19 protein-coding genes are annotated in these 24,300 nt (G+C 44.8%); 6 read left to right on the top strand and 13 right to left on the bottom strand.

What is annotated here, in order from left to right; translation table 11 throughout:
• Positions 1-85: 85 nt before the first annotated feature.
• The 4 genes from CPIN_RS39590 to CPIN_RS36540 form a co-directional block, all read right to left on the bottom strand.
• Positions 86-430 carry a LytR/AlgR family response regulator transcription factor gene (locus CPIN_RS39590; RefSeq protein WP_012789883.1) on the bottom strand — a complete coding sequence of 115 codons (345 nt, stop codon included), beginning with the start codon at positions 428-430 and terminating at the stop codon, positions 86-88.
• 857 nt (positions 431-1,287) lie between these two features.
• Entirely contained in the window at positions 1,288-2,130 is an 843-nt protein-coding gene (locus tag CPIN_RS11095) for an alpha/beta fold hydrolase (protein WP_012789881.1), read from the bottom strand.
• A gap of 17 nt (positions 2,131-2,147) precedes the next feature.
• On the bottom strand, positions 2,148-2,879 hold the full coding sequence (locus CPIN_RS11090; RefSeq protein WP_012789880.1) for a hypothetical protein: 732 nt from the start codon (positions 2,877-2,879) through the stop codon (positions 2,148-2,150).
• An 81-nt stretch (positions 2,880-2,960) separates the two neighbouring features.
• A complete protein-coding gene (locus CPIN_RS36540) occupies positions 2,961-3,836 on the bottom strand; it encodes a helix-turn-helix domain-containing protein (protein WP_052306778.1) in 876 nt (291 codons plus the stop codon).
• Positions 3,837-4,128: 292 nt separating this feature from the next.
• On the opposite strand from CPIN_RS36540, the gene CPIN_RS11080 reads away from it, so the two are divergent.
• The 3 genes from CPIN_RS11080 to ahr are packed head-to-tail and all read left to right on the top strand — an operon-like array spanning position 4,129 to position 6,527.
• On the top strand, positions 4,129-4,977 hold the full coding sequence (locus CPIN_RS11080) for an oxidoreductase (protein ID WP_044218359.1): 849 nt from the start codon (positions 4,129-4,131) through the stop codon (positions 4,975-4,977).
• A 20-nt stretch (positions 4,978-4,997) separates the two neighbouring features.
• Positions 4,998-5,498, top strand: a complete 501-nt coding sequence (locus CPIN_RS11075; RefSeq protein WP_012789877.1) for a DinB family protein — start codon at positions 4,998-5,000, stop codon at positions 5,496-5,498.
• Positions 5,499-5,510: 12 nt separating this feature from the next.
• Positions 5,511-6,527, top strand: coding sequence for an NADPH-dependent aldehyde reductase Ahr (gene ahr, locus CPIN_RS11070; RefSeq protein ID WP_012789876.1), 1,017 nt, complete (start codon positions 5,511-5,513; stop codon positions 6,525-6,527).
• A 54-nt stretch (positions 6,528-6,581) separates the two neighbouring features.
• Here ahr and CPIN_RS39320 read toward each other — a convergent pair whose 3' ends face one another.
• Positions 6,582-8,543: a sigma-54 dependent transcriptional regulator gene (locus CPIN_RS39320; protein ID WP_012789875.1), complete on the bottom strand. Its 1,962-nt coding sequence runs from the start codon at positions 8,541-8,543 to the stop codon at positions 6,582-6,584.
• Between the two features lie 13 nt (positions 8,544-8,556).
• A complete protein-coding gene (locus CPIN_RS11060; RefSeq protein WP_148230543.1) occupies positions 8,557-9,417 on the bottom strand; it encodes a sensor histidine kinase in 861 nt (286 codons plus the stop codon).
• A gap of 400 nt (positions 9,418-9,817) precedes the next feature.
• Here CPIN_RS11060 and CPIN_RS36535 point away from each other — a divergent pair, with 400 nt between their 5' ends.
• The 3 genes from CPIN_RS36535 to CPIN_RS11045 are packed head-to-tail and all read left to right on the top strand — an operon-like array spanning position 9,818 to position 11,939.
• Positions 9,818-10,516 (top strand): peroxiredoxin family protein, encoded by a 699-nt coding sequence (locus tag CPIN_RS36535; protein WP_012789873.1) that lies wholly within the window; start codon positions 9,818-9,820, stop codon positions 10,514-10,516.
• A 37-nt stretch (positions 10,517-10,553) separates the two neighbouring features.
• The gene (locus CPIN_RS11050; RefSeq protein WP_012789872.1) at positions 10,554-10,841 is read left to right on the top strand and encodes a DUF7710 domain-containing protein; all 288 of its coding nucleotides are present in this window, start codon (positions 10,554-10,556) and stop codon (positions 10,839-10,841) included.
• A gap of 24 nt (positions 10,842-10,865) precedes the next feature.
• Positions 10,866-11,939 carry a class I fructose-bisphosphate aldolase gene (locus tag CPIN_RS11045; RefSeq protein WP_012789871.1) on the top strand — a complete coding sequence of 358 codons (1,074 nt, stop codon included), beginning with the start codon at positions 10,866-10,868 and terminating at the stop codon, positions 11,937-11,939.
• An 81-nt stretch (positions 11,940-12,020) separates the two neighbouring features.
• Here CPIN_RS11045 and CPIN_RS11040 read toward each other — a convergent pair whose 3' ends face one another.
• From CPIN_RS11040 to CPIN_RS11010, 7 genes are all read right to left on the bottom strand, one after another.
• Entirely contained in the window at positions 12,021-14,639 is a 2,619-nt protein-coding gene (locus tag CPIN_RS11040) for an outer membrane beta-barrel protein (RefSeq protein ID WP_012789870.1), read from the bottom strand.
• A 269-nt stretch (positions 14,640-14,908) separates the two neighbouring features.
• Positions 14,909-15,490, bottom strand: coding sequence for an RNA polymerase sigma factor (locus tag CPIN_RS11035; RefSeq protein ID WP_012789869.1), 582 nt, complete (start codon positions 15,488-15,490; stop codon positions 14,909-14,911).
• Positions 15,491-15,598: 108 nt separating this feature from the next.
• Positions 15,599-16,159, bottom strand: coding sequence for a hypothetical protein (locus CPIN_RS11030; RefSeq protein ID WP_012789868.1), 561 nt, complete (start codon positions 16,157-16,159; stop codon positions 15,599-15,601).
• A 71-nt stretch (positions 16,160-16,230) separates the two neighbouring features.
• Entirely contained in the window at positions 16,231-17,262 is a 1,032-nt protein-coding gene (locus CPIN_RS11025) for a PorP/SprF family type IX secretion system membrane protein (RefSeq protein WP_012789867.1), read from the bottom strand.
• Positions 17,263-17,294: 32 nt separating this feature from the next.
• Entirely contained in the window at positions 17,295-19,079 is a 1,785-nt protein-coding gene (locus tag CPIN_RS11020) for an OmpA family protein (RefSeq protein WP_012789866.1), read from the bottom strand.
• 38 nt (positions 19,080-19,117) lie between these two features.
• On the bottom strand, positions 19,118-20,125 hold the full coding sequence (locus CPIN_RS11015; protein WP_012789865.1) for a PorP/SprF family type IX secretion system membrane protein: 1,008 nt from the start codon (positions 20,123-20,125) through the stop codon (positions 19,118-19,120).
• Positions 20,126-20,146: 21 nt separating this feature from the next.
• Positions 20,147-24,187, bottom strand: coding sequence for a PKD domain-containing protein (locus CPIN_RS11010; protein WP_245552101.1), 4,041 nt, complete (start codon positions 24,185-24,187; stop codon positions 20,147-20,149).
• Positions 24,188-24,300 lie beyond the last annotated feature (113 nt).

Genomic DNA, 24,300 nt, shown 5'->3' with positions numbered 1-24,300 from the left:
ATTCAGACTATCACCAATAACAAACCGTACAAACAGGTTAAAACGGCTCATAAAGGCCGGAAATCGCCTCGTGAATATCCTGGTTTCAACCCGCAAGAAAGTAACGTGCATAAAACTCCTTCCTGAAGTTCTCACTCAGGGGCAGCGATTCTTTACCTATTGTAATTGTGTGATTGTTTTTTTCAAGAAAGTCAATATGCCTGATACTGACTAAATAATTTCTGCTGATGCGGCAGAAAAAGGCGGGGGGAAGCAGTTCCTGGAGCCTCGACATGCTTAATTCAAACGGGACTGTACTACCGTTGACGTACTTTATAACTATATAAGCGCCATCTACTTTTGCATAGATAATGTCTCTTAAGTAGACAGGTTTATAAATATTGCCTTTGTGAGGGAGGAATACTGGCTTGTCTAAAAGATGTTCGTACATAGGATAAGTTGTGGAAGTTGAGAGAAGAGGAGATCATACGGGAGAAATGGTTTAGGCCTGCTAGGGAATATAGTAGTAGGGATAGTAGTAGGTTGGTAAAATAAGATACGGTCAGTGCGGTCAGGTTAGCAGCAGATACAGTAGCATTCATAGCAATAGCATTAGGTGTGAAAATTGAATAGGTCATTTTGAGATGTTTTTGGGTGGGTATAACTATCATGCAAGTTTATGAAAAATAATTCTTACAGGATCAATTTGAGACTATTTTTTTATGAAAAGGCATTCTATAGTTTGATACTACTTATCCTCCGCTAATATTACGATTTAAACGTAGCACTAACGAAGGATAAGTATCATCAAACTATTATTAAAGCACCTTTCAAAGGTAATCAAAATCTAATTCCGGATATACTGATCTATTCCTGCAGTGCAACATACATCTCCTGTTATTTGTATACTTATACCCGCTGATAATGGAGTCGCAGCCTTTATTCGCCTATATCACATCTACATAAACTGTTTCCCTCTCTTCTGTCGTTATCTTAAATGGTGTGGACTATTTATGAGCACCTGAACCACCACTACTGGCGGAACAGCATGTTCTCCCCACGCTTACGGTATGCATAGAATAAGTTTTACGCCGCATTGTACAGGTAAGAATATCATCAATAAATACGCGAAAATTAACGGCTGATCCCACATATCCGGTAGCTCTTATAAAACAGACTTGTCCGGTGGATTGCGTAAAACCGTCAAAATACATTAAGGTAGTGATAAGTAAGAAAGATAACGATAAAGAGCAGCATCCATAAAACTACACTGCACTGGTGACAGATTTTATGAACGCTGCTCCGGTATCAATAACTGTCAAGAAAATATTCCGTCTGGCTGACGAACAATTCCGGATACTGATAAAATGAACCGTGTGCTGCATCAGGGTACAACGACAATATTGCATCGGGCAGCTGCTTAAACAGCTCATAGGAATTATAAGTATCCATCATTTCATCATTACTACCTTGTACAACAAATACAGGATGTTGTATAGACGTAATTTCAAAAGAAGGTGTTTTTTTCCCCCAGTTGGTAATGGCTGTCAACTGTGCACCAATTGCCTGCGCCGAAGCATCCTGGTCTCTGTCTGTAGTTCTCTCATACAGTCTGCCAAGTGTCGCCAGTCCTTTACTACGGCTATGCTCCGATTGCTCAAAGAAGATGAATAAAAAACGTTCTTTAGGTTCCAGCTGCATTGCCCGGGCAATAAGATCGGGAAAGGTATGCAGTACCTTCACGCCCTGTGGCGCAGCACCTACAATGATGATCTTTCTGATCATATCAGGCTGGATATGCGCCATATACTGCACAATAAATCCACCAAGAGAAAAACCTAACACGTCAAAATAGCGGATTCCCAATGCTGTTATAAATTCCAGCGCATCTGCTGTCATGGCAGCAACATTATCAGGAGTTGTGCCTGAACTCAGACCTACTCCTTTATTATCAAAAATAATCAGCTGCCTGCCTTTTGACAGTCCATTCGTGATCAAAGGATCCCAGTTGTCCAGCGTACCTGTAAAGTGTTGAAAACATATTAACGGAATGTCAGACGGCGCCCCCAGTGAACGGTAAGCATAGCGGGTACCGTTTACCTCAATATATTGTGTTGGCGCTGTTGCGTGATCATTGAGCGGTGTATGCATTGTGATCGTTTTAATGGTCAGGAAAACTGTATATCCAAGACATCGATAGATACCAGTACTGGCTCTGTCTGATAACTATTATCTGCATCATTCAATATGTATATCCTTCTCTCTGTACCGGTTTTAATACCCGAGAAGTCTTTATATCCACTAATGATCTGTGTCGCAGCCGCACCGCCCAAAACTTCAGGCCAGTAATCATGCCTTCTCAAATGAAAATCCTGATCAAAATAGAAGAGCTGCTTTTTACTATGGGTAGCGATAGTGTCAGGGAATATCACTTCCAACCGACGCCATGTCTCTTTTTCCTCCTGCCATGGTTCGATTTCGTTTACCTGATAACCATGTAAAGTAAAATTAAATGGCGTAGTGAGATAGTTCCAGGTCGCGTAACTGCAAAAGTAGATGAGTTGCATACGACTCCAGGGCGTCTCAATGGTATGACCTGCAAAAGAGGCGCTCGGATTATGCAGCTCTTCTACCAGTTTACCTTCAGCGTCCAGTAAAGCTACACGGTTGGCATCAAACGCAGATGTCCATCCTGGTGCATAGATAGACGCCCAGCTTGCTTTTTGTTCGTGTAATGCACCGGAGAACACGATATCGCTGAGTATTCCCTCATGCCCTTTGATCGTCCATGTCAGTCCACCGATCTGCACATGTGCTTTTATATGCTGTAAAGCATTCCATCTTTCCATTCCACCATGGGCTTCCAGCACACGGCTTAATAACTCATTTATATTTTTCATAAAAGATTGTATCTGTTATCGAAGTTAGCTATACATCGCAACGCTATCAATGTATCGTTAGCGGTAGTTATGGTATGCTTGTTATCGGTTAATAATTTGTCTGCGGAAATCAGAGTAACGTTTCCCTGTGAATTTCTTAAAGAACTTACTGAAGTGAGAGGCATCATCAAAACCCAGGCGGTAAGAAATTTCCTTCAGACTCAATTCCGAATTCATAATAAGACGTTTGGCTTCTGCTACGATCCTTTGTTGTATACAATAGCTCGTTGTAAAACCACAGCTTCTTTTCACCATTTCATTCAGATAAGCGGGTGTAACGGCCAGCAGGTCTGCATAGTCGGCGGGCATCTTTAATGTCAGAAAATAGTTTTCCAGCAAAGCGAAAAAGCGCTTTACCAGAGGCGGACATCTGTTATAATCAATATCCCCTTTCACCTCATTCAGGCGACATACATAAAGGATAAAAATCCGGAACAGACTTCTGATCATTTCTTCCCTTAGCGAAGAAAAACAACGATACTCCTCAACTATCTGCAGCGCAATTTCTGTAATAGGTACACGTTCGGCTGCTGCCACGGGTATTGTATAATACTCAGATAAGCCTGCGTGCAGATGGGGCAGTATGATACCTGGCATACCTGCAATCAACTGAAGATAGTCATAGCTGAAAGAGAGGATAAAACCAGTTGTTTGCTCATCAACCAGCATTGTACAGGCCTGTCTAGGGCGTATAACCCCAATACAGGAAGTGTTCATATGCAGACTGACCGGACCAAGACTACAATAACAATCCCCCTGCGTCAGTAGTATGATCTTATAATGATTATCCTGTGTGGAGGTTTCTATGATGTACGCTTCCTTCGCATTGATTTCTTCGATGGAAAAAGTTCCTGCGTTAAGCAGATGTTCACTGATGGTTGTGGCGATAACGCTATCCGGGGTAAATGTTGGTCTCATTATCATAAGTCCTGAGTTTTGGTTTTCCCTATTGTTCCCCCATCAACCCGAATAACATGCCACCTAAACAAAACAATGGTTATCAATTATTTAACCCCAACCCAAAGTATCCAGTCAGCGACATTTCGCTGATAACACTGTTTTTCGTCGCTTGCAATACACGATCTGTTTTCTCTGTGCGGCGCTTCGAAACATACCTTTTTTATGATCATCCATCCATTGCTACTGCTTGTACAGAGGGGTAATTTTGATGTCAGTTTCTACTGTTCATCAATTTCAAATCATTATTAACATGGCATCACAGAAGGTATTAATGGTAACAGGCGCATTTAAAGGATTCGGACTGGAAATAGTAAAAGCAGCATTGGCTGCAGGAGACCGGGTTGTGGCAACTGTTCGTTCGGGTGCAGATAATTTATTTACAGCGTTAGGCAAACCGGCAGCACTTACGGTGGTGACGATGGATGTCACCAACGAAGAGCAGGTAAAAGAGGCTGTAACAACAGCTCTTGAAAAAGCCGGAAAGATTGATGTGCTGATCAATAATGCAGGTTATGGCATACTGGCCGGCATAGAAGAAGCGGCTGACCACGAAGTCAAAAAACAATATGATACAAATGTATTCGGTCTGCTAAATGTACTGCGTTCTGTATTGCCCTCTATGCGGCAAAAAAGAAGTGGACATGTTATTAACATCTCTTCTCTCTTTGGCTATGACTCCGTCATCGGCTGGGGCATCTATGGTTCTACCAAATTTGCGGTGGAAGGTATATCAAAAGCACTGGCAAAAGAAGTAGCCCCATTCGGCATTAAAGTAACCGCCCTAGCTCCCGGATTGTTTACCACTGACTTTCTTGGAAAAGGGTCTTACCAGGAAAGCGTCAATAAGATAGACGACTATGCCGACACCATAGGACAGGTGAGACAGGTGCCGGAACAGCTGCATGGACAACAACCCGGCGATCCTTTAAAGCTGGCACAGGTAGTCATAAAAATAGCGCATACGGAACATCCGCCTTTACACCTGCCAGTCGGTACCGATGCAGTTGAAATGCTGAGGAACAATGCAGCAGCTATGCTGGAAGAAACGGCTCGTTGGATAACTGTAGCTGTCAGCACAGATCATGTTGTGAAAAAATAACGCCATCAATCATTTAACATATGTATCACAGCATAACTGCGTTTCTCGAAGACTGGGACTTCGAAGTACATAAGACGCTCAACGTGTTTTCATTACTGACAAAAGATACCAGCAGTGTAAAAGTACATAGCAATATACGCACGCTGGACCGTCTGGCATTGCATATTTCACAGGTCATCAGTGACATTGGTATGCAGGTAGGTTTGTTTGAGCAGGATGATCTGGCAGTACAAGGTACTACAACAGACCTGTCACAGCTTATTGATATATACAAAGACTATCACCAGCGAATGCGTTCAGTTGTGCAGACGCACTGGCAGGATAACATCCTTGACGGTGATGTGACCTTATTTGGCAAGTCCTGGAAAAGAGGAGATGTACTCTCATTACTTGTACAACACGAGATCCATCATCGAAGCCAGATGTCAGTTATCATGCGCATACTGGATCTTCCCGTACCGGAACTATATGGCCCGGTAAGAGAAGACTGGATAAAAATGGGCCTTCCAATCGCAGAATAAAAACAGCAGGATATGTCAACAGTTAATGCATGGGCTCAGCTGGAGCCAAAGGGTAAACTACAGCCCTATAGTTATGAGTTATCGTCCGTTACAGCGGAGGAAGTGGAAATAGTTATTGACAATTGTGGATTATGTCATACAGATCTTTCTGTACTGAATGGCGACTTCGGATTACCATTCCCGGTTGTGGCAGGACATGAGATCACCGGCCGCATTGTCGCTCTTGGTGAAGTGGCAAAAACCAAGGGATTGTCCGTCGGACAAACTGTGGGTCTGGGCTGGAATAAAGAAAGCTGCGGACATTGCGACGCTTGTCTCGCTGGAGATGCACATTTATGTGTAAACCTGAAAGCCACCGTACTGGGATATCATGGCGGATTTGCCAACCGTATCAAAGCACACTGGTTATGGGTAATACCTGTCCCTGAAGGTCTTCATGCGGCAGATGCAGGACCGCTTTTCTGTGCAGGTATCACCGTATTCTATCCGTTACTGGAATACGGCATCCAGGCTACTGACAAAGTAGGTGTTATCGGCGTAGGCGGACTCGGACATCTGGCTGTACAGTTTGCACATGCCTGGGGAGCTGAGGTAACAGCATTTTCTTCTACACCTGCAAAATTTGAAGAAGCAAAAAAGCTGGGCGCAGATCATGTTGTTTCCAGCAGGAACAGCGAAGAATGGTCATCACTAAAAGGACATTTTGATCTGATTATCGTGACAGTAGGCGTCACACTGGAATGGGACAAGATCATTGCTATGTTATCGCCAAGAGGCAGACTGCATTTCGTGGGTATTCCCTATGAGGCGATACCGGTAACAGTGTTATCACTATTAATTCCGCAAGCAGTAGTATCTGCTTCTCCCGCCGGCTCCAGAAGCGCCTTTGATAAAATGCTCCGCTTTGCAGCCAGACATAATATCAGGGCCATGGTGGAACATTTCCCTATGAGCAGGATCAATGATGCCATTGAACATCTTGAATCCGGCAAAGCGAATTACCGCGTTGTTTTAGATGTAGATTTCTAAGAGTGAGTGACACCCGTCCGTCTTCCGGCGGATGGGTATATTTTCAGATAAACATTAATCCTTAAAGTGAAAATCTCTCTTAATGCCCAGCTTCCTGATCTTGGAATTCAGGGTACTGGGCGGCAGCCCTAATAACTCTGCAGCGCCACCAACACCACATACTTTTCCCTTACAGCTTTTCAACACCTGCAGGATATGTTCTATTTCCATTTCCTCCAGGGTTTTGATCCTGTTTCCATCAGCCGATGAAATAGTGGTTCCTACCGGTTGCGCAGCCATTTTAGGCAGCATAATCTGTTTCAGGATAGTGCCCGTCGTCATTAGCAGGCTCCTTTCCATCACATGTTCCATTTCACGGATGTTTCCGGGCCAGTCGTATGACCGTAAAGCTTTTAAGGCATCAGGACTGATATCTGTAATATTACGGCTTAGCTTCTCAGATAGTTTATCCACAAAATGTTGTGCCAGCAAAGGTATATCTTCTTTACGCTCTCTGAGTGATGGTAATTCTACAGGGAATACATTCAGGCGGTAATATAGATCCAGACGGAAACGACCTTCCGCCACTTCTTTCTCCAGGTTTCTGTTCGTAGCAGCAATCACACGTACATCTACCTTGATGACCTTACTCCCTCCGACCCTTTCGAACTCTTTCTCCTGCAAAACACGCAGCAGCTTTACCTGGGATTCTATAGGCAGTTCACCTATTTCATCCAGGAAGATCGTACCACCGTCTGCCATTTCAAATTTACCTGCACGTTTATCAGTCGCACCTGTAAATGCGCCTTTCTCATGCCCAAACAACTCAGATTCTATCAGCTCAGCAGGTAAGGCGGCACAATTCACCGTGATCAATGGTTTATTCTTACGGGGAGACTGCCGGTGTATACATCGCGCAATCAGTTCCTTACCTGTACCACTTTCTCCCAGTATCAGTACAGAACTTGGCGCTGCGGACACCATGTTGATACTATGTAATACACTCAGAAAAACAGGACTGCGACCAACGATCCCTTCAAACAAGACTTCATTGTCTATAAGCGGCTTTTCCACACGTTTTCTGGCAACAATACGGGCACTCAGGGCATCATTCTTTTGCTGGATCTGTTCCAGCAACTGACGGATACCGTTTTCCATTCTTCCCAGCAATGTAAACAGCTCTTCCGTATACGTGTCGGCATTACGGCTGTAAAAAGAAATGACGGCCAGATTACCGGCCGGCAGCGTAACAGCAATAGCCAGTCTGGCGTTTAGACGGAGATGATCACTTAGTTTACTTTCCCATATTTTGTCAGCTATCCATTGCCTGAATTCAGCATCACTCAGATACCCGCCTGTTTCATTTTCCAGTTGTGCAATTCTTCCGGTAAGGATAGTATTTCTTTCCAGCCCCAAAGACTTACACAGTGCGGTATTGTCCAGGTGTTCATACTCATCGAAGCCTGTCCGCTGGAAACTCAGATCTTCCAGCGTATGCGGTCTTTTACCGGTGATGGCAATATGGAGATAGTCAAACGGGACAAATGTCTGTAAAACATCAGGGATACGGGCAATCTTATCAGCCAGTTCAAAGGGCGCCTCAATGATCTGCTGCAATTGTTTTTGCATTAACTGCTCCCGTTGCAGTGCCATCTGCAAGTTATTCTGGTGTTTGTATCTGGCGATATCCAGCATGATGAGCAGGTCCTTTTCCCGGAAAGGTTTCACCAGGAAGCCGTATGGCCTGGTAGCACGCGCAATTTCCAGTATACTTTGATTCGTATTTGCAGAGATGTATATAAAGCCGATATTTTTCTGGCGGAGATATCCAGCCAGATCAGTTCCTAATGATCCATCCAGCAGAAAGATATCCAGCAATACCCAACTCGGTTTATTCCGCTCTATCATGGCTTTGGCCTCATCCACGGAAGCAGCGATGCCACAAACGGCGTATCCTGCCCTGATCAGCATCAATCTGAGATCATTGCCTACGATAAATTCATCTTCGACGATCAGTATATTTTCCTTCATGGTCATTTCTCAATGTAATTTATAAATTCTCCGGCAGCCTGCCATCGTTCAGAAATTCCAGTACGATGGTAACGCCGTTATCATTGCAGATCTGTAAAGTTCCCCTCACCTGCCGGCTTAATCCTGTCATCAGCATCAATCCCATAGAGGTGTCCGCATAAGGATCAAAAGAAACAGGCAGTCCTACCCCATTATCCTTTATCAGCAATTTATAATGCCTGCCGTTATTGCTTTGCATGGAGATGTATACGCTGCCATCTTCCCTGCCGGTAAAAGCATGTCTGAAAATATTACTGATGGCTTCTGTGATAATGAGTCCGAAGGGTATAGCGAGTGTAACATCGAGCTTTAAAGGTACTGTTTTAAGATTGAAGTCTATATCGGCAGCTACTTCATATTCATCTTTAAGATAATCCAATAGTTCGCTGATATACTGGGGAATATCAATTGTTGATAATGCATCTTCCTGATACAGTTTCTGGTATACCAGCGAAATAGCAAACATTCTGTGTTGTGTATTACGGACTGCCTGACGAGCTTCGTTATCTGCCAGGAAGGTATACTGGGTATTCAGCAAACTAATCGCCATCTGCAGATTATTCTTTACCCGATGATGTGTTTCTTCTATCAGCCAGTCTTTTTCACGGGTAATATTTCCAAGATACCGGTCAAACTCATTCAGCTTACACCGTAAAGATGTTATTTCCTGAAGGGCCTGATGATATTTCCTTCCCTGACGCCAGATCACAACACCAGTCACCAGCAGTAATACAATACCAGCAATGGCATATAACGGATATCCGGTACCAGCGTCAACAAACGTGGAATGCAGGCACATAAAGCTGTGAGTAATGGTGAAGGCGACGGGTAGTGTGTTCAAAGCGAAAATGCTATCAATTGATAATAATGGACCGATCCACAAAAACACCAAACCGCTTACCTGAATAATAGACAGCCTGCTTATCCGATATTCTCATGAAATCGACACAGGTGCAACAAGTGTGGTGCCATTTCCTTAATAAACTGATTTATAATAACTTGTAGTAAAAACCCGGTACCGGGGATCTGTTCTATTTCGCTGATCGGCGAAATATGATCGTGTTAACAGTTCAACCTAAAAAACAACCTATTAATAATCAATTGGTTAGTCCGCTAGCATAAAAGTCGTAAGGCACCTTTAGCATAAATTAACATAGGTGGATGCCAATCGTATACCAGTAACATTTTACTTTGCTCATACTTTCAGTAAACTCATTTAATCAACCCAAGACCCATTTTTAATGAAGACATCTGTTCTATTCCTTGCCTGCTTTCTTCTCGTTTGTGGTATAAGTGAGCTATCTGCACAAACGACGCCTACTACTACATACATACTGCCAAATGGCAAGGTACTCCCGGCCGACAAACTGGATAGCCTGCGTTCTGCCTGGGGGCCCGGCAGACTCGTATTCAGCCATAACGCAAAAGATGACAGGGAAGGTGTCATGCATCTGGTTAAAATCACGGATGAAATGGCCCAAAAGATGAAGGAAGCAAATACCAAAAGGCAGCAATTACTGAATGATATGGTGGATAAGCCTGCCCCTGGCTTTGCACTCAGAGATCTTAACGGTAAAAAATGGTCATTAAAAAACCTGAAAGGAAAAGTAGTCGTACTAAACTTCTGGTTTGTTACCTGTCCTCCCTGTATACAGGAAATGCCGGAACTCAACGAACTGACCAAAGATTACCAATCGAAAGAAGTAGTATTTCTGGCGATGACTTATAATGATAAAGAAGAAGTGACTGATTTTTTAGAAGACCATACATTTGATTATAACCTGCTAGTCGACTCTCATGACACGGATCAGGCGTATAATGTGGCTTCCTGGCCGGTGAGTTTTGTAATTGATAAAGAAGGAATCGTCAAATTTGTTGTGAAGGGCGGTCAGGCTACGATACGTCAGCAGTTAACAAAGGCAATCGAGCAGGTGTTATAAGTAATTAACGTAACCATCCATATAGCTTATTCAAAATATGACAACTAATCGTATCTGGCTGTTTCATGGTATTAATGGACGATTTGCCAGCGGAGTCTTTACAGAGAAGGAAACGGCAGAACAATGGATACATAACAACCGGCTGACAGGTACGTTAACAGCCTATCCGATTAATATAGGTGTATATGACTGGGCAATATCGGAAGGGCTATTTACAGCTAAAAACGATTCACAGGGTTGTCCTGAATTTATCGGTAAGTTTACAACAGCAGGCCAGGAACATTATCATTATGAAAATGGTATTGCTGACGGGTCTGCTGAATAGTTTCATCATAAAAAACACAAACCCATGACTCCAGAAAAAATCAATGGCATACTCGGGGATGAAGCCCAGGATTTGCTGACTTATAAATGCACCAAAGTACCGAAAGAACGATTACACCTCCCCTCAGCTGATTTTCTTGACAAACATTTTGTGTTTTCTAACCGAACGCCTCAGACATTGAGAAGCCTGGCACAATTATATGGTGCAGGCCGTCTCGGCAGAACGGGATATGTATCAATATTACCTATAGATCAGGGAATCGAACACAGCGGAGGCGCCTCATTTGCTGCCAATCCTATGTATTTTGATCCGGAAAACATCGTCAGACTAGCCATCGAGGGAGGATGTAACGGTGTGGCGACTACTTACGGCGGACTCGCACTTATGTCTCGTAAGTATGCGCATAAAATACCTTTTATCGTTAAGATCAATCACAATGAACTGCTCACCTATCCCAACAGCTATGAGCAGATTATGTTTGGTACCGTAAGAGACGCCTGGAATCTGGGCGCTGTTGCCGTCGGTGCTACTATTTATTTCGGTTCTTCAGACGCCCGGAGGCAGATTACAGAAGTAGCCGCTGCATTTGAAGAAGCACATTCATTGGGTATGGCGACTATCCTCTGGTGTTATCTGCGGAATGACGCCTTCAAAACCGGAGGGAAAGACTATCACATATCAGCAGATCTTACCGGCCAGGCCAATCACCTGGGGGTAACCATACAGGCAGATATCATCAAACAGAAACTGCCTGAAAATAATGGCGGATACAAGGCACTTAATATGGGTAACAGCAGCTATGGTAAACTGGACGAAAGAATGTACACCGATCTGGCTACTGATCACCCGATTGATCTTTGCCGCTACCAGGTATTGAACTGTTATAGTGGTCGTATAGGACTGATCAATTCAGGCGGCGCATCATCCGGCGCAGGAGATCTGAAAGAAGCCGTTAAAACAGCCGTTATCAATAAACGTGCAGGTGGTATGGGACTTATTTCAGGAAGAAAAGCATTCCAGCGTCCGTTTGAAGAAGGCGTATCACTGCTGCACACCATACAGGACGTTTATTTATCAAAGGATATTGATATTGCTTAATAGTACGAATTACATAAAGAAAAGGCATATAGCGTTACCACTACATGCCTTTTTTATTTGCCTTTTCATAACAAGGATCCATTATTTTTTTGCGCCCTTAAACAATCGCAGATCACACTGTAAAGAGAACATAAAGTATCTTCCCAGTAACCTGTTCTGGTTCTCAACGACCGTATTTCCGCTGATCGTCTGGGACAACCTGGAAGTCTCGTCCAGCAAATTAAAACCCTGCAAACGGCAGGTTAACTTCCGTTTGAAAAACAGCTTTTCAATTGTTCCGTTAACCATCATCGGATTCGCCGTAAGCGCCCCGCTGTACCCGCTATTCAACTGTTTGGTAAGATCGCCTGCTATACTGAAAGTTTTCAGGAAATAGACTTTACCATTAAGGTTAAAATTCCAGGTACTGATATTCGTAATATTGTTCTCCTGCAATACATAGACGTTACGGTTGTAAGTATAGGCAACACCTCCCGTCAATTCCATCCATTCCCGCAGCATATTTGCCCGGAATGACTGATTGATCATCAGGTTTTGTCCTGTCTTGCGCACGTTATCCATATAGAGGATATTATTGTTGTACGAACTGTTTCCGTCTACAAACAAGTTATATTTACCATCATCAATCCGGTAAGACCAGCCATAAATAAAGCGGAAGTTATAATCGCCATCAGTATTCAGAAAACGGGTCTCCTGCTTAACCGTATTAAAGCTATCCTTGACAAGTGAGACATTTGTCACCACCTTATCCTGTGTATAATTGGCGGACATGTGTACAAACAAGGTATTCAGACCGGCCGTCCGATAGTTGAAAAACAGGGAATGTGCAAATGCGGGTCGCAGATCCGGATTACCTATAATAGGAAACTGTGCATTAGTCAGATCAGGCACCGGCTGTAGTTGCTGATAGTTCGGAAATATCACATTACCTGCATATGATAAACTAACCATGGCCTGCTTAGGTAATCTGTACTGTATGCGGAACACGGGCACCAACTTGTTACTTTTCACTACGGCCCTGTTTATTCCCCCCGCCATACTGCTGTTCAGACTCGAAGGCAGCAACCGCATACCGAAGGTCATATCCCATTTATTCCTGGCCCGCCGGTAGTTCAGTTCTATCTGATGTTGTGTTTGTGTATAGATATAGCTATTGCTGAGTGAGTCTATCCGGTTGATTTTTCCGTCTGCATTGATCCACCGGGTGTCCTGTGTATTCTCCGTACGGCTATAGTTCAGGGAATAACGGAACTCAAGACTATTCACAGAATCCAGGGGTTCTACATAAGACAATTGTCCGTTAGCAGTAAAGTTCTTATTCTGCTTATCCAGCAGCTGATGCAATACGGAATCTTTGGCCACTGTACTATCGGGATTATAATAACGCAGACTGTCGATACCATCCTGCAGATTATTATTGCTTGTGGAATTGGCATACATTCCTAGTGAGAGTATCCTTCCCAATCCGGAAAAGCGATGTGTACCAAATAGACCTAACAGGTAGACAGGCGTATTATTCGTATTGCTACTGGAGGTGATCTGATCTTTTCGCTGTAATCCACTTTGTATGGCGCTGGTTAAACTGTTATTTAAACTCTTATTGCCTGCTACATTGAAGTTAAAATTCAGCATATCGCCTTCTTTCGGCTTGTATTCGGTACCGACATTGATGTTGTAATTATCATTCCGGCTGTTATTATTGCTACTGTTGACGCTGGATAATGTACCCTCAGTAGTGACCGTTTTGACGGTACTCAGGGATTCCATTTCGCTGGTGGTACGTCCTCCTATCACCCCCACGTTCATGGAAAACGCTTTCGAATAATTACCCCGGTAATTGATGTTACCGGTAGAAGTAACTGTATTTCCTACCTGCGCCGTTGTGTTATTGGTATTACCGTTGATAGATAGTTGTTGCTTTTCACTGAAAAAGTTAGCCAGTACGGCAGCATTATACCGGCCATCATTGCCTGTTCCCGCCAGCGCCTGTGCCTGATATACCTTTTCCAGATCTGCTTTGGTCTGTATGTTCAATATCTTCTCCGGTTCCCCGACTTTCCTGCCGGTAGCCCTGGCCAGATCTCCATAGTCGTCTATCAGCTGTATCTTATCGATGAGATCAACCGGGAGTAAGCGGGTCAGGGTTTTAATATCATCTATCATAAAATCCTTCCCGTTGATCCTGACTTTGGTAATTTTCTTACCCATGGCCTGTACGTTCCCCTCCATATCCACCTGCATACCCGGCAATCGCTTCAACAGGTCTTCCGCTACTGCATTTTGCCGCAGCCGGTACTGGTCTGCCCGATATTCGACGGTATCTTCCTTGATGATGACGGGAGAGAGTTTTCCTTTTACCACGACTTCTTTCAGGTCACTAGTCTTCATGGTAAGTTTAATCAATGGCAGGTCGATCTGTGCACCGGCTTCCTGAAAAGAAAATTCCCGGTACCAGGTCTCATATCCCAGTACACTGACACGGATGGTAAATATAGGCTGACGTACCTGTTGAAAAGAGAATCTGCCGGTTTCGTTACTGATAGTATGCATCGTGTCACGTCCGGCCATCAGCCACACGTTAGCCCCGATCATTTCCTGGCCGGTTGTGTCTCTGATGGTACCTGACACGTTATATGTTGTTTGCGCCGACAATGCCTGCAGGCAGCAAAAAAAACAAATGAGCAGGAAGATCCTCTTCATAAGAAAATATGGAATTCATTTCAGACCTGTTGAATGGATACTGCTGATTACGGGCTAACGGGTAAACTGGTTAACTTGACTATACGGCTAATAACAAACAATCATGATTCCGGGTATCCTGTAAAGTGGCAAAAGTATCCTCGCAGCTTGCTGCTGTTTACCCGATGAATTTAGGCTTTTTTAGGGAGATAGCCATTAAAAAAAAGGTCCTACTGCACACTGATTGCGGTATGGGGATAAAAGCTGTAAAAAGCTCCTTATCGGAGCTTTTATACGACTTCAGGGCTTGTTTCTCTTTCCATCATTTTACGCATATTCATGACGGCATACCGCACCCTTCCTAATGCGGTATTAATACCTACATTAACGATCTGGGCGATCTCTTTGAAGGAGAGGTCGGCATAATATCTTAAAATAAGCGCTTCCCGCTGCGCTTCCGGCAAACGATCTATGAGCATCTGTACAGAGGCGTGCGTTTCTCTGGTGATAATACGTTGTTCCTGACTTTCAACCTGGTGGTATATCTGATTGGAAATTTCATCTCTGTAGATAATGGCAAAAGCGGCTGTCTTTTTACGAAAATGGCTGATACAACAATTATGGGCAATCCTGACGGCCCAGGCTATAAAGCGGCTGTTGTCAAGGTAATGACCTTCATTGAAGGCATTGATGATCTTTATGAACACATCCTGGAATATATCTTCCGCCAGACATCTGTCTTTTACCAACAGCATGATGGTTGTAAAGATCCTGTTCTTATGTCTGTGCACGAGTGCCGTAAATGCACGGTCGTCGCCGGATCTGTACAATCTTATGAGTTCTTCATCTGTCAGGTCACAATAGCTGTTCATGTCATTAATTTTTTAAAATACCGGGCAAAAAAGATGTTTAAAAAACCGGCCGCCCTGGATAAAGCAGCCATCTTACATGTGGTTTTGATGGAGATGGTCATTAGTAAACTAGTTCTTCAGACCGAAGTAAGCTTTTACTTCAGCATAGTTATCCCAGTTGATACCTTTGGACACACGTCCTGCGGCAGCACCTGGAATAATCACATATCTTACCAGGAATCTCTTCTGACCAGAGGAGTTCGTCTGTGTACTTACATTGGCGTTGCTCAACAGTATCAATCCACCTTCAGTCAGTAAATCTCTGATATACAGACTTCCCTCTACGTAAGGCACAGATGATATTAATGGATCTGTAGCCAGGTACAGATTAAAATAGATTTTCACCAGTCCTGTGTTGAGTACTTCACTGGTAATTTCAGGTACTTCAACACCCCATTCGTATTCACCGCTGGCAGTATCCAGTGCGAATTGTGTTTCAAGCCATTCGGAGTAGATAATATTCGCAGAACCTGCGTCACCTTTGTCTCCCTTATCTCCCTTGTCGCCTTTAGATCCATTTTCACCGGCTGGTCCTGCAGGTCCTACATCACCATCCTTTCCGCAGGAAGCCATACCTACCATTAAAGAGAACATAACTGCGACAAAGAAAAAACTGGAAATTCGTTTCATAAGTAATTGTTTGTGTTTTAATTAAGATGTTTGGTTTAATAAATTATTAGCTTGTTTATTCCATCCGTTGATCAGAAATTATTCCGGGGACACAGGTCGCCGTAGCGGTTACCAATCAGGAAACCGATCAGTATCTCATGTGTGCCCTTGCTGACTGCATTCAGGGAAGAGGTTGTGTAATCGTAGGCATAGCCGATATTAATAGTGGAACTGATATTCACGCCCACCATAGCAGCAAAACCATCTTTCACACGATAAGAAGTTCCTACCCACATGCGGTCACGATACATGAATTTTGCGTTTACATCATAGCTTACCGGCGCTGCGGTTACCAGTCTGACCATCACAGATGGCAGCATGGTAAAATCTTCGCTCAGCCATAATCTGTAACCACCTGAGAAAAACAGGTGCGGCACCAGCTTCCCTCTGTAAAGAGAATCGCCCACTACTTTACCATTATCATAAGCAACCTCCTGGGGAACGATATTCTGGGCGGCCGCACCTAAATAAAAATCCGGGCCGTACAACAATAGTCCTGCATTCACTTCAGGTCTCCATTTATTCAGCAGTGCACTCGATGCTACTACCGGGTCGCCTGGTTGCTGGAACTGTAACTTAGCTGCATCTACAGATACAGACTGCATACCTACAGAGATACCTCCGCTAACGCTAAGTCTTGTTGACAGTGGAATATGATGTGCATATGTTGCACTGATGGAGAACCTGTTCAACGGGCCTGTCTTATCATTTAAGATGGTCATGCCTACACCCGCATGTGCCGGCGGAGTGGTGTACTCCTGCCAGTACGCCCGCCCCCTGGGATTATCTCCCGGAGGGGTTAAACCGGTTACACTGGCCACAGGGTAATCGCTTTTGCGAAGCGGACCATGCACTGTCAGGTAAGTCGTCACCGGCGCTCCGTTCAGTCCTGTCCACTGATGACGGTGACTTGCCTTTACATCCCAGTAGTTTTCAATACCAGCCACTGCGGGGTTGATAATGAAAGGATTCAGGATATACTGTGTATAGTGCGGCTGTTGTTGTGCATGTAAGCCCTGCGATAAGACTACCAGCAACAGCAGCAACAATGGTTTTCTTTTCATAAGCTTTTTGTTTTTTAGTGGTGTGCATAGGCTTATTCGCGGCTGAGAATCTTGAATTCCGTTCTACGGTTACGCGCACGGCCTTCAGGATTATCAGAACCATCCTTATTGGTGTTTGGTGCTACCGGATGGGAAGCAGCGTATCCTTTTGCCTGCAGACGGGTACTTTCAATACCCTGACTTACCAGGTAGTCTACACAGCTCTTCGCACGTGCATCAGATAATTTTTCGTTCAGGTCATTTGAACCTTTACTATCCGTATGCGCACTCAGCTCGATCACGATCTTAGGATACTTCTTCAGCATTGCTACCAGTCTGTCCAGTGAAGGGAAAGAAGCAGGTTGCAGATAAGACTCGTTGAAGTCGTAGTACACATTTTCAAGCACAATAGGTCCATCGGTTGTTGGCGGCTCCAGTGCAATAATCTGTGGTTCGGGCTTTGGTGCTGGTGGAGGTGGCGGCGGCGGTGGTACTACCTTCTTCAGTGAAAACAGTTCCAGGCAGCAGGCAGCATCTCTGTCAGAAGACAGCCATACCGATTCCAGAATATTTTCTTTACTGCCCTTACTGGTGAAGTACATATCATCCTTGACAGAATTCACCGGATAACCAAAATTCACTGGTGCGGACCATGCACCTGCTGAATCTTTTGAATAGAAGAAATCAAATCCACCCATACCCACACGACCATCAGTAGAGAATACCAGTAAACCGGAAGCTGCATGGTAATAGGGCGCTTCTTCATTCCATGGGGTGTTCACAACTGGTCCCAGGTTCTTTGTAAAGAAAGGCGTGCCTTCTCCATTCAGCTCTGCTTCCCAGAGATCAAATGCGCCCGCGCCGCCGGGTCTGTCACTCGCATAGATCAGGCGCTTGCCATCAGGAGTTACAAAAGGCTGCTGTGCGCTGAACCCGGGCACGTTAAGCACAGTATCAAGTATAACAGGCTCAGTCCAGGTATCGCCTGTTTTCTTGCTGCTGTAAATAGCCGCACTTTTCTTACCCTGCTTTACTGTCCAGCGGGTCAGGAATAATGTATTCCCATCAGGCGTCAGGGCCATCACACCCTGGTCCACATCTTTAGGTTGTGGGATGTCCAGATGGCGGACAGTATCAGGCTGTCCTGTTGTATAATCCGCGCTATACAGACGGTTTACGAAGGCATGTCCTTTTACATCCTTATCTGGTCTGGTAGAAGTGAATACCAGTACATTTTCTTTATACCATACCGGCGCGTAGTTGGCTCCTACAGGATTGATCACTGTAGGCGCCTTCTCTACCTTATACAGGTTCAGATCAGGTTTAGCCATTTCAGCGATTACAAAACGCAGATTCTGCAATTCACGCTGTGCGGTAGCGCGGTAATTATCTTCTACAGTATAATAAGTCAGGAAATCAGTAAATGCTTTCTCTGCCAGCTCATGTCTTCCCAGGGCACGGAGTGCGACCGCATAGTGATAACCTGCCAACGGAAAAGCTGTTTTATCAAACTCAGTGGCTTCTGCATACCAGGGTACAGCCTTGCTGTAATCGTGCAGGAGGCGGTAGCTTTCTGCCAGTTTGTAAATAGCCTGCTGTTCACTGCTCACCGTTGCCAGCGACTTCTTTGCAGAGGCTTGTGTATTATAAGGTCTGTATGCTGCGTCGCTTACAATCTTCCTGGCGCCTGCCAGGTATTTTTCATAATAAGGTGCAGCAGAACTATATTCTGCATTCTTGTAGTAATAGTCAGCAGCTCTCAGGTAGTTGTAGGCTACCTGTGCCTTGCTGATGGCTACTGCTGAAAACATTGCTATGGTAAGAAAAATACGTTTCATGTTCTTCTTTTGATACGTGTTGACGGATGAGGTTCATATTAGAGACGCGGACAAACAAACTCCACTTCCTGTGATCTGAAAAGCTTTCTGCCAATGAAGGTGAGCGACAGTTCAAAGCTGTTGGAGCCTCTTGCCATCTTGCTCAGTTCAGAGGTATTGATATCATAACTTACACCCAGTGTAAAACTCTTGTAAGTAAAACCGGCGTGTGTGGATACCGCATCTTTGAACCTGTAGTTGACACCCAGCAATACGTCTGTGATCGGATTTACAAATAACTGTCCGTAAGCACCCGCCATTTTCTCTTCTGCATTACCCTGTCTCAGGTACAGAACGTTAGGCGTTACGCTGATGGCATCCGTCACAGCTAGTTTCACACCTGCGTGACCTGTAAAACGCATAGGGAAGCGTGCATCACCACTAACGCTGAACTGATCAGTCGGACGTGTCAGGTGCGATACGGAGAAACCGCCAAAAATGTTATACTTCTTTCCTGGTTCCGCATCGTAATACAACACGCCTGCTCCTGCATCAAAAGAAGTGGAAGACGTTCTGCTGAAACCATCCGCACTTGGCGTACCCGGATTGTAACCGGTAATAGGATTCCACTGATCGCCGAAAGTCAGTTTGGAGGCATCAAACTTACGCTGGATCATACCGAACTGCAAGCCGAACACCACGCGATGATACCCTTCAGCGCCAAAGCGTACACCTGTGTAGGAAGCGCTTCCGTAAGCAGTTGTGTAGTTATAACCACCATCGCCTGCTTTCTGATTCAGTACACTCGCACCGAAATTGAACTGTTTGTTGGTAGTGAAATCGGCAGCAACACCATACGTTGTAAACGGATCGCTGATGTTTCCCCATTGATTACGATAGATGGCGCTAATGCGGTACTGGCCATCAAATGCACCGGTCAGCGCCGGGTTAAGCCATGACGGATACACATAGTACTGGGAAAAATGCGGATCTGTCTGTGCTGTTGCTGTATTCCCTATGAAGATCAGAAAGGGCAATACCAGGATGATAGATAGTATATTTCTCATTTTGGTCGATATTTTCAGATGTTATTGTAAGATGACTACATAGCCTGTCATTGGGGCTGTACCATTGTTTAGTTTAATGACATAGTAATAAGTGGCCTGCGGTAATAAATGGCCTTTGTAAGTGCCGTCCCATGGCGTCTTATATCCTTCGGAATAGTATACCTGTTGTCCGTAACGATTGAAGACCTCTACTGTACACTCGGCGTAATCAGCCAGATTGGTCAGTACCCATCTGTCGTTGATCTGATCGCCATTCGGAGAGAACACATTGGGGATACTCACTTTCTTGAAGACTTTCACAGAGGTTTCGTCTGTTGCGATACAACCTCCCTCTCCTATCGCTGTCAGTGTGTATACCTGGTCTTCCATTGCGTTCAGCACCGGTCTCAGTACAGTAGGATCAGAAAGCCCATCAGGTGGTGTCCAGCGGAAGTTCAGTAAAGAGTCGTTAACAGTTGGCGCAAATCTTACCTGGCTGCCCTGGGCAACAATGAACGACGGTCCTGCATCGATAACTGGTTGCAGATATACCACTACATTGCTGGTAAACGGAACGGATACACAACCAGCGCCATTGGCAACTACCAGCTGTACAGGATAATCTCCCGGTTCTGTATAGCGTTTTACAGGATTACGATCTGTAGAACCGCTACCGTCACCAAAGGTCCATGCCCATGACACGATGTTATTATTAGCATCCACACTCCTGTCTGTGAAGATATTATCAGCACCCTGACACAGTGTATCAGGCGACACCGTAAAATCAGCCATCGGTTGTGTATAGAAGTCAGCCAGTACTTTTTCTTTTGTAGCCCTGCAACCATATACGGATGTAGCAGTCAGTACGACGGTATAGGACCCGGCATCCTGGTAATGATGTAAAGGAGACGCATCGGTTGCGGTACTGCCATCACCGAATGCCCATTGATAAGCCAGGGTTGACATATCAGGAACTGCAGACTGGTTATTGAACTGTGCAGCACCTTCCGGCATACAGATATTCGTTGGTAATGCGAAATCAGGAACCGGCAGCGCATGTACAGCAACTGTTCTGGTAGCCGTATCACTGATACATCCGTGATCGCTGACAGTCACCAGTTTTGCATTATAGTTTTTCCACGCTGTATAAGTCTTATTAAAGGTGGTATTGTCCGTGCGGTTTTCTGTAGTGCCATCTCCGAAGCTCCATTTCCAGGTAACAATATTTCCGGTGCTGATGGTAGACTGATCTGCGAAGCTCACTGCTTCACCCAGACACACATCTCCGTTGGCAGTAAACACCGGCTGTGGTTTCGGATACACTGTGATGGTGGCAGAAATAGAATCTGTACAACCTCCCTGTGCGGTAAATACATACCATACAGTATGTGTACCGGCGCCGGCTGTCAACGGATTGAATATACCCGCCTGTGACACACCATTCCCCTTGTAGATACCAGTGCCCGTCACGCCATTGGTTACGTTTGCTTTTGCGACAGAGATGATTGTTTTGTCATTAATACAAACGGCAGGCAATGTCGCACCAAATGTCAGGGCCGGTTTCAGATTAAAGGTGGCCTGTACAGTGGTATCTTTCTTACAGCCCTGCGCAGTGGTTACTGCATATTTAATGGTATAAGTACCAAAACGCGAATAACTGTGTAACGGATCCGCAATAGCAGCGGTATTAGGATTGCCTGGAGTAGCGTTCGCATCTCCGAAATCCCATGCATAGGTGCTGATGGCTTGTCCGTCAGGCACAGTCGTTGTGCTGACAAACTGTACTTCTCCGGTTGCCAGCAGACAAGTATCCGGATAAGTAAATCCTACAACAGGATTCGCATTGACAGTTATTGTTTTCTTCACCGTATCACTCACACACAATTCACTCACTTTTACTACATGCGCGATTGTGTAAGTGCCATATTTACTGTAATTCGCTTTCTGCACTGCGGCACTATCAAGTGATGCAATTGTATCATTCCCAAAATTCCAGTACCAGTTTTTGATAGGGGCTGTGCCTCCGTAAGTAGACTGGTCCGTCAGCTGCACACTTCCTCCTTCACACACAGCAGCCGGCGCTGTCGTAAAATCAGCGACAGGGATGGCGACTACGCTAACAGGTATTACCGTATCAGCCAGACAACCTTCTTTTGAAATCACACTCAGCTGAATATTCTGCTGTCCTACCGGGAACCTGCGTTGTACGATTGCGCCACTATCCTGTACACCACCCGGGAATGTCCATTTCCAACGGTCAATAGTATAACCGTTACCACTGCTATCCGCTTTGAAATACACCGTATCCATTGTACAACCAGTGAAGTTGGTGGTAAACGAAGCAGTAGGTTTACGTTTTACATCTACAGAAATCTTTACTTCTTCTTTATGATCGCATTTCTCAATGCTTGGATGTGTATTAACAATCGGAATTTCATATTTACCTATTGTGCTGAAAAGGTAAGTACCTGGCAAGGTGTATTTATAATAAGGTACGCCATTCACCAGTTCTTCTCCTACCGGTAAAGGGTTCACCTGTGCCACATCCACATTAGGCGTTACGACATTACCCAGTTTACTGATATTCCAGTGCATCTCCGTAGGCTTGTATGCCAACAGCACGGACAATTCAACCGGCGTTTGTGTACAGGTAAAATCATTTTTATAAGATGAGGTATCCTGTTCATTGTGGATAACCCCGATTACATTCAGGTTATTGATGAGCGTACCTGCGTTATAACCATAACTTTCCACCGACCCCAAACCATAAGTCACAGCAGTAAAGGCAGAATCACTCTGCACTATACATTGGGCCTGTGTGGCATTCCATCTTTTAATGACAACGGAGTAACCCGGTATATTCGGATGTGGGACCGCCACATTCCAGGAATTAGCCACACCATCAATCGTCAGTGTATTCAGACCATTGGTGGGTATGATCATCGTGAGGTAGTTCACATTAATATTCTCCCGGTTATTTCTGTAGAACCCTATCCTTTTGATGGATTGCTCCACAGGACTCAGGTACACCATCTCCGGGTCACCATCTCCGCCGGTATTAGGACAGGCGCCGGTAGACGACATATACTGTGCTACCAATATGGGTTTATCTGCTTCAATCAGGTCCGGACTACTACTTTCATACTCATAGTAAGCGTTATTCAGCAAACCTGTTAATTGTACACCGTTACGTTTTACCACAGTAGTCGGATCTTTTACCACTACTTTATAAGGGTTGGTCATAAAACTACTAGGCGTATTATCAACAGAACTCGGCGCTGTGAGATAACGTTTTCCCCATGCCTGCGAAGGAAATACCTGTTGAATATTGTTATCCCCACTGGATCCAAAGTTACCGGCACAGGCAATAGCTGTACGGCTACTGCCAGAGAACACCGCTACAGGGAAACAGGTATCATTGACATTGGCAATTGACCTGACAGTCGTACCGGTCATTTCATGTCCGGCACTTCCACCAAGCGATGCACCTATTACCTGATAGATCTCTCCCCTGTTCAGGGTAACAGTAAATGGTACACCAGGCAATTTACCATTACGGGTAGGTACGGAAGGCGTGATCTCAACTACTGTATTATTTTCTTTCGCTACTACAAACATCCAGGAGAAACAGTCAAAGTCGTAGTCCTGCTGACTGTTCAGTGAAACATAGTAATATCCCCAGGTATCCTCCGGCATCAGCATAGTCGCTCCTGAAGAAGCACTGCCATAAATATGTGCATAAGCCACAATAGGAACGTCGCTGACGATATGAATACCTTTCCGCTGGAATAAACCTTCCCCACCGGTACCACCGAAAGTGGGCGGTACAGAATAAAGTCTTGCGTCAAAGGTCCCCGTCTTAGGGATCTGGTCTGTTGCAATAACAGTATTGGCAGGAATTGAATAAGATCTCGACCAGGTGGTGCCATCAATCGTGACGGTAACATTGGCAGGTTCTTCTGCACTCAGATAGAGTACCATTTCCTGCGAGTTACCTCTGTTGGGCTCCATGAACTGGTGATGGCCATATCCTACCCAGAAGCTCTTTCCTCTGTTGGATAAATTCTGACCATAGGTTTGCAAACAGGTTAACAGGATTATTAAGGCAGCGGAGCAGCTGCGGAGCAACATCCTGCTGCTGTTGCTCCCGCCAGCAGGCGGAGAGCAATAGCAAGCAAAGAGTTGGGTTGATCTGA

Origin of the sequence: Chitinophaga pinensis DSM 2588 (assembly GCF_000024005.1) — a bacterium.
Lineage (GTDB): Bacteria > Bacteroidota > Bacteroidia > Chitinophagales > Chitinophagaceae > Chitinophaga > Chitinophaga pinensis.
Note: the sequence above shows the minus strand (reverse complement) of the source record. Positions and strands in the feature narration are given on the sequence as shown.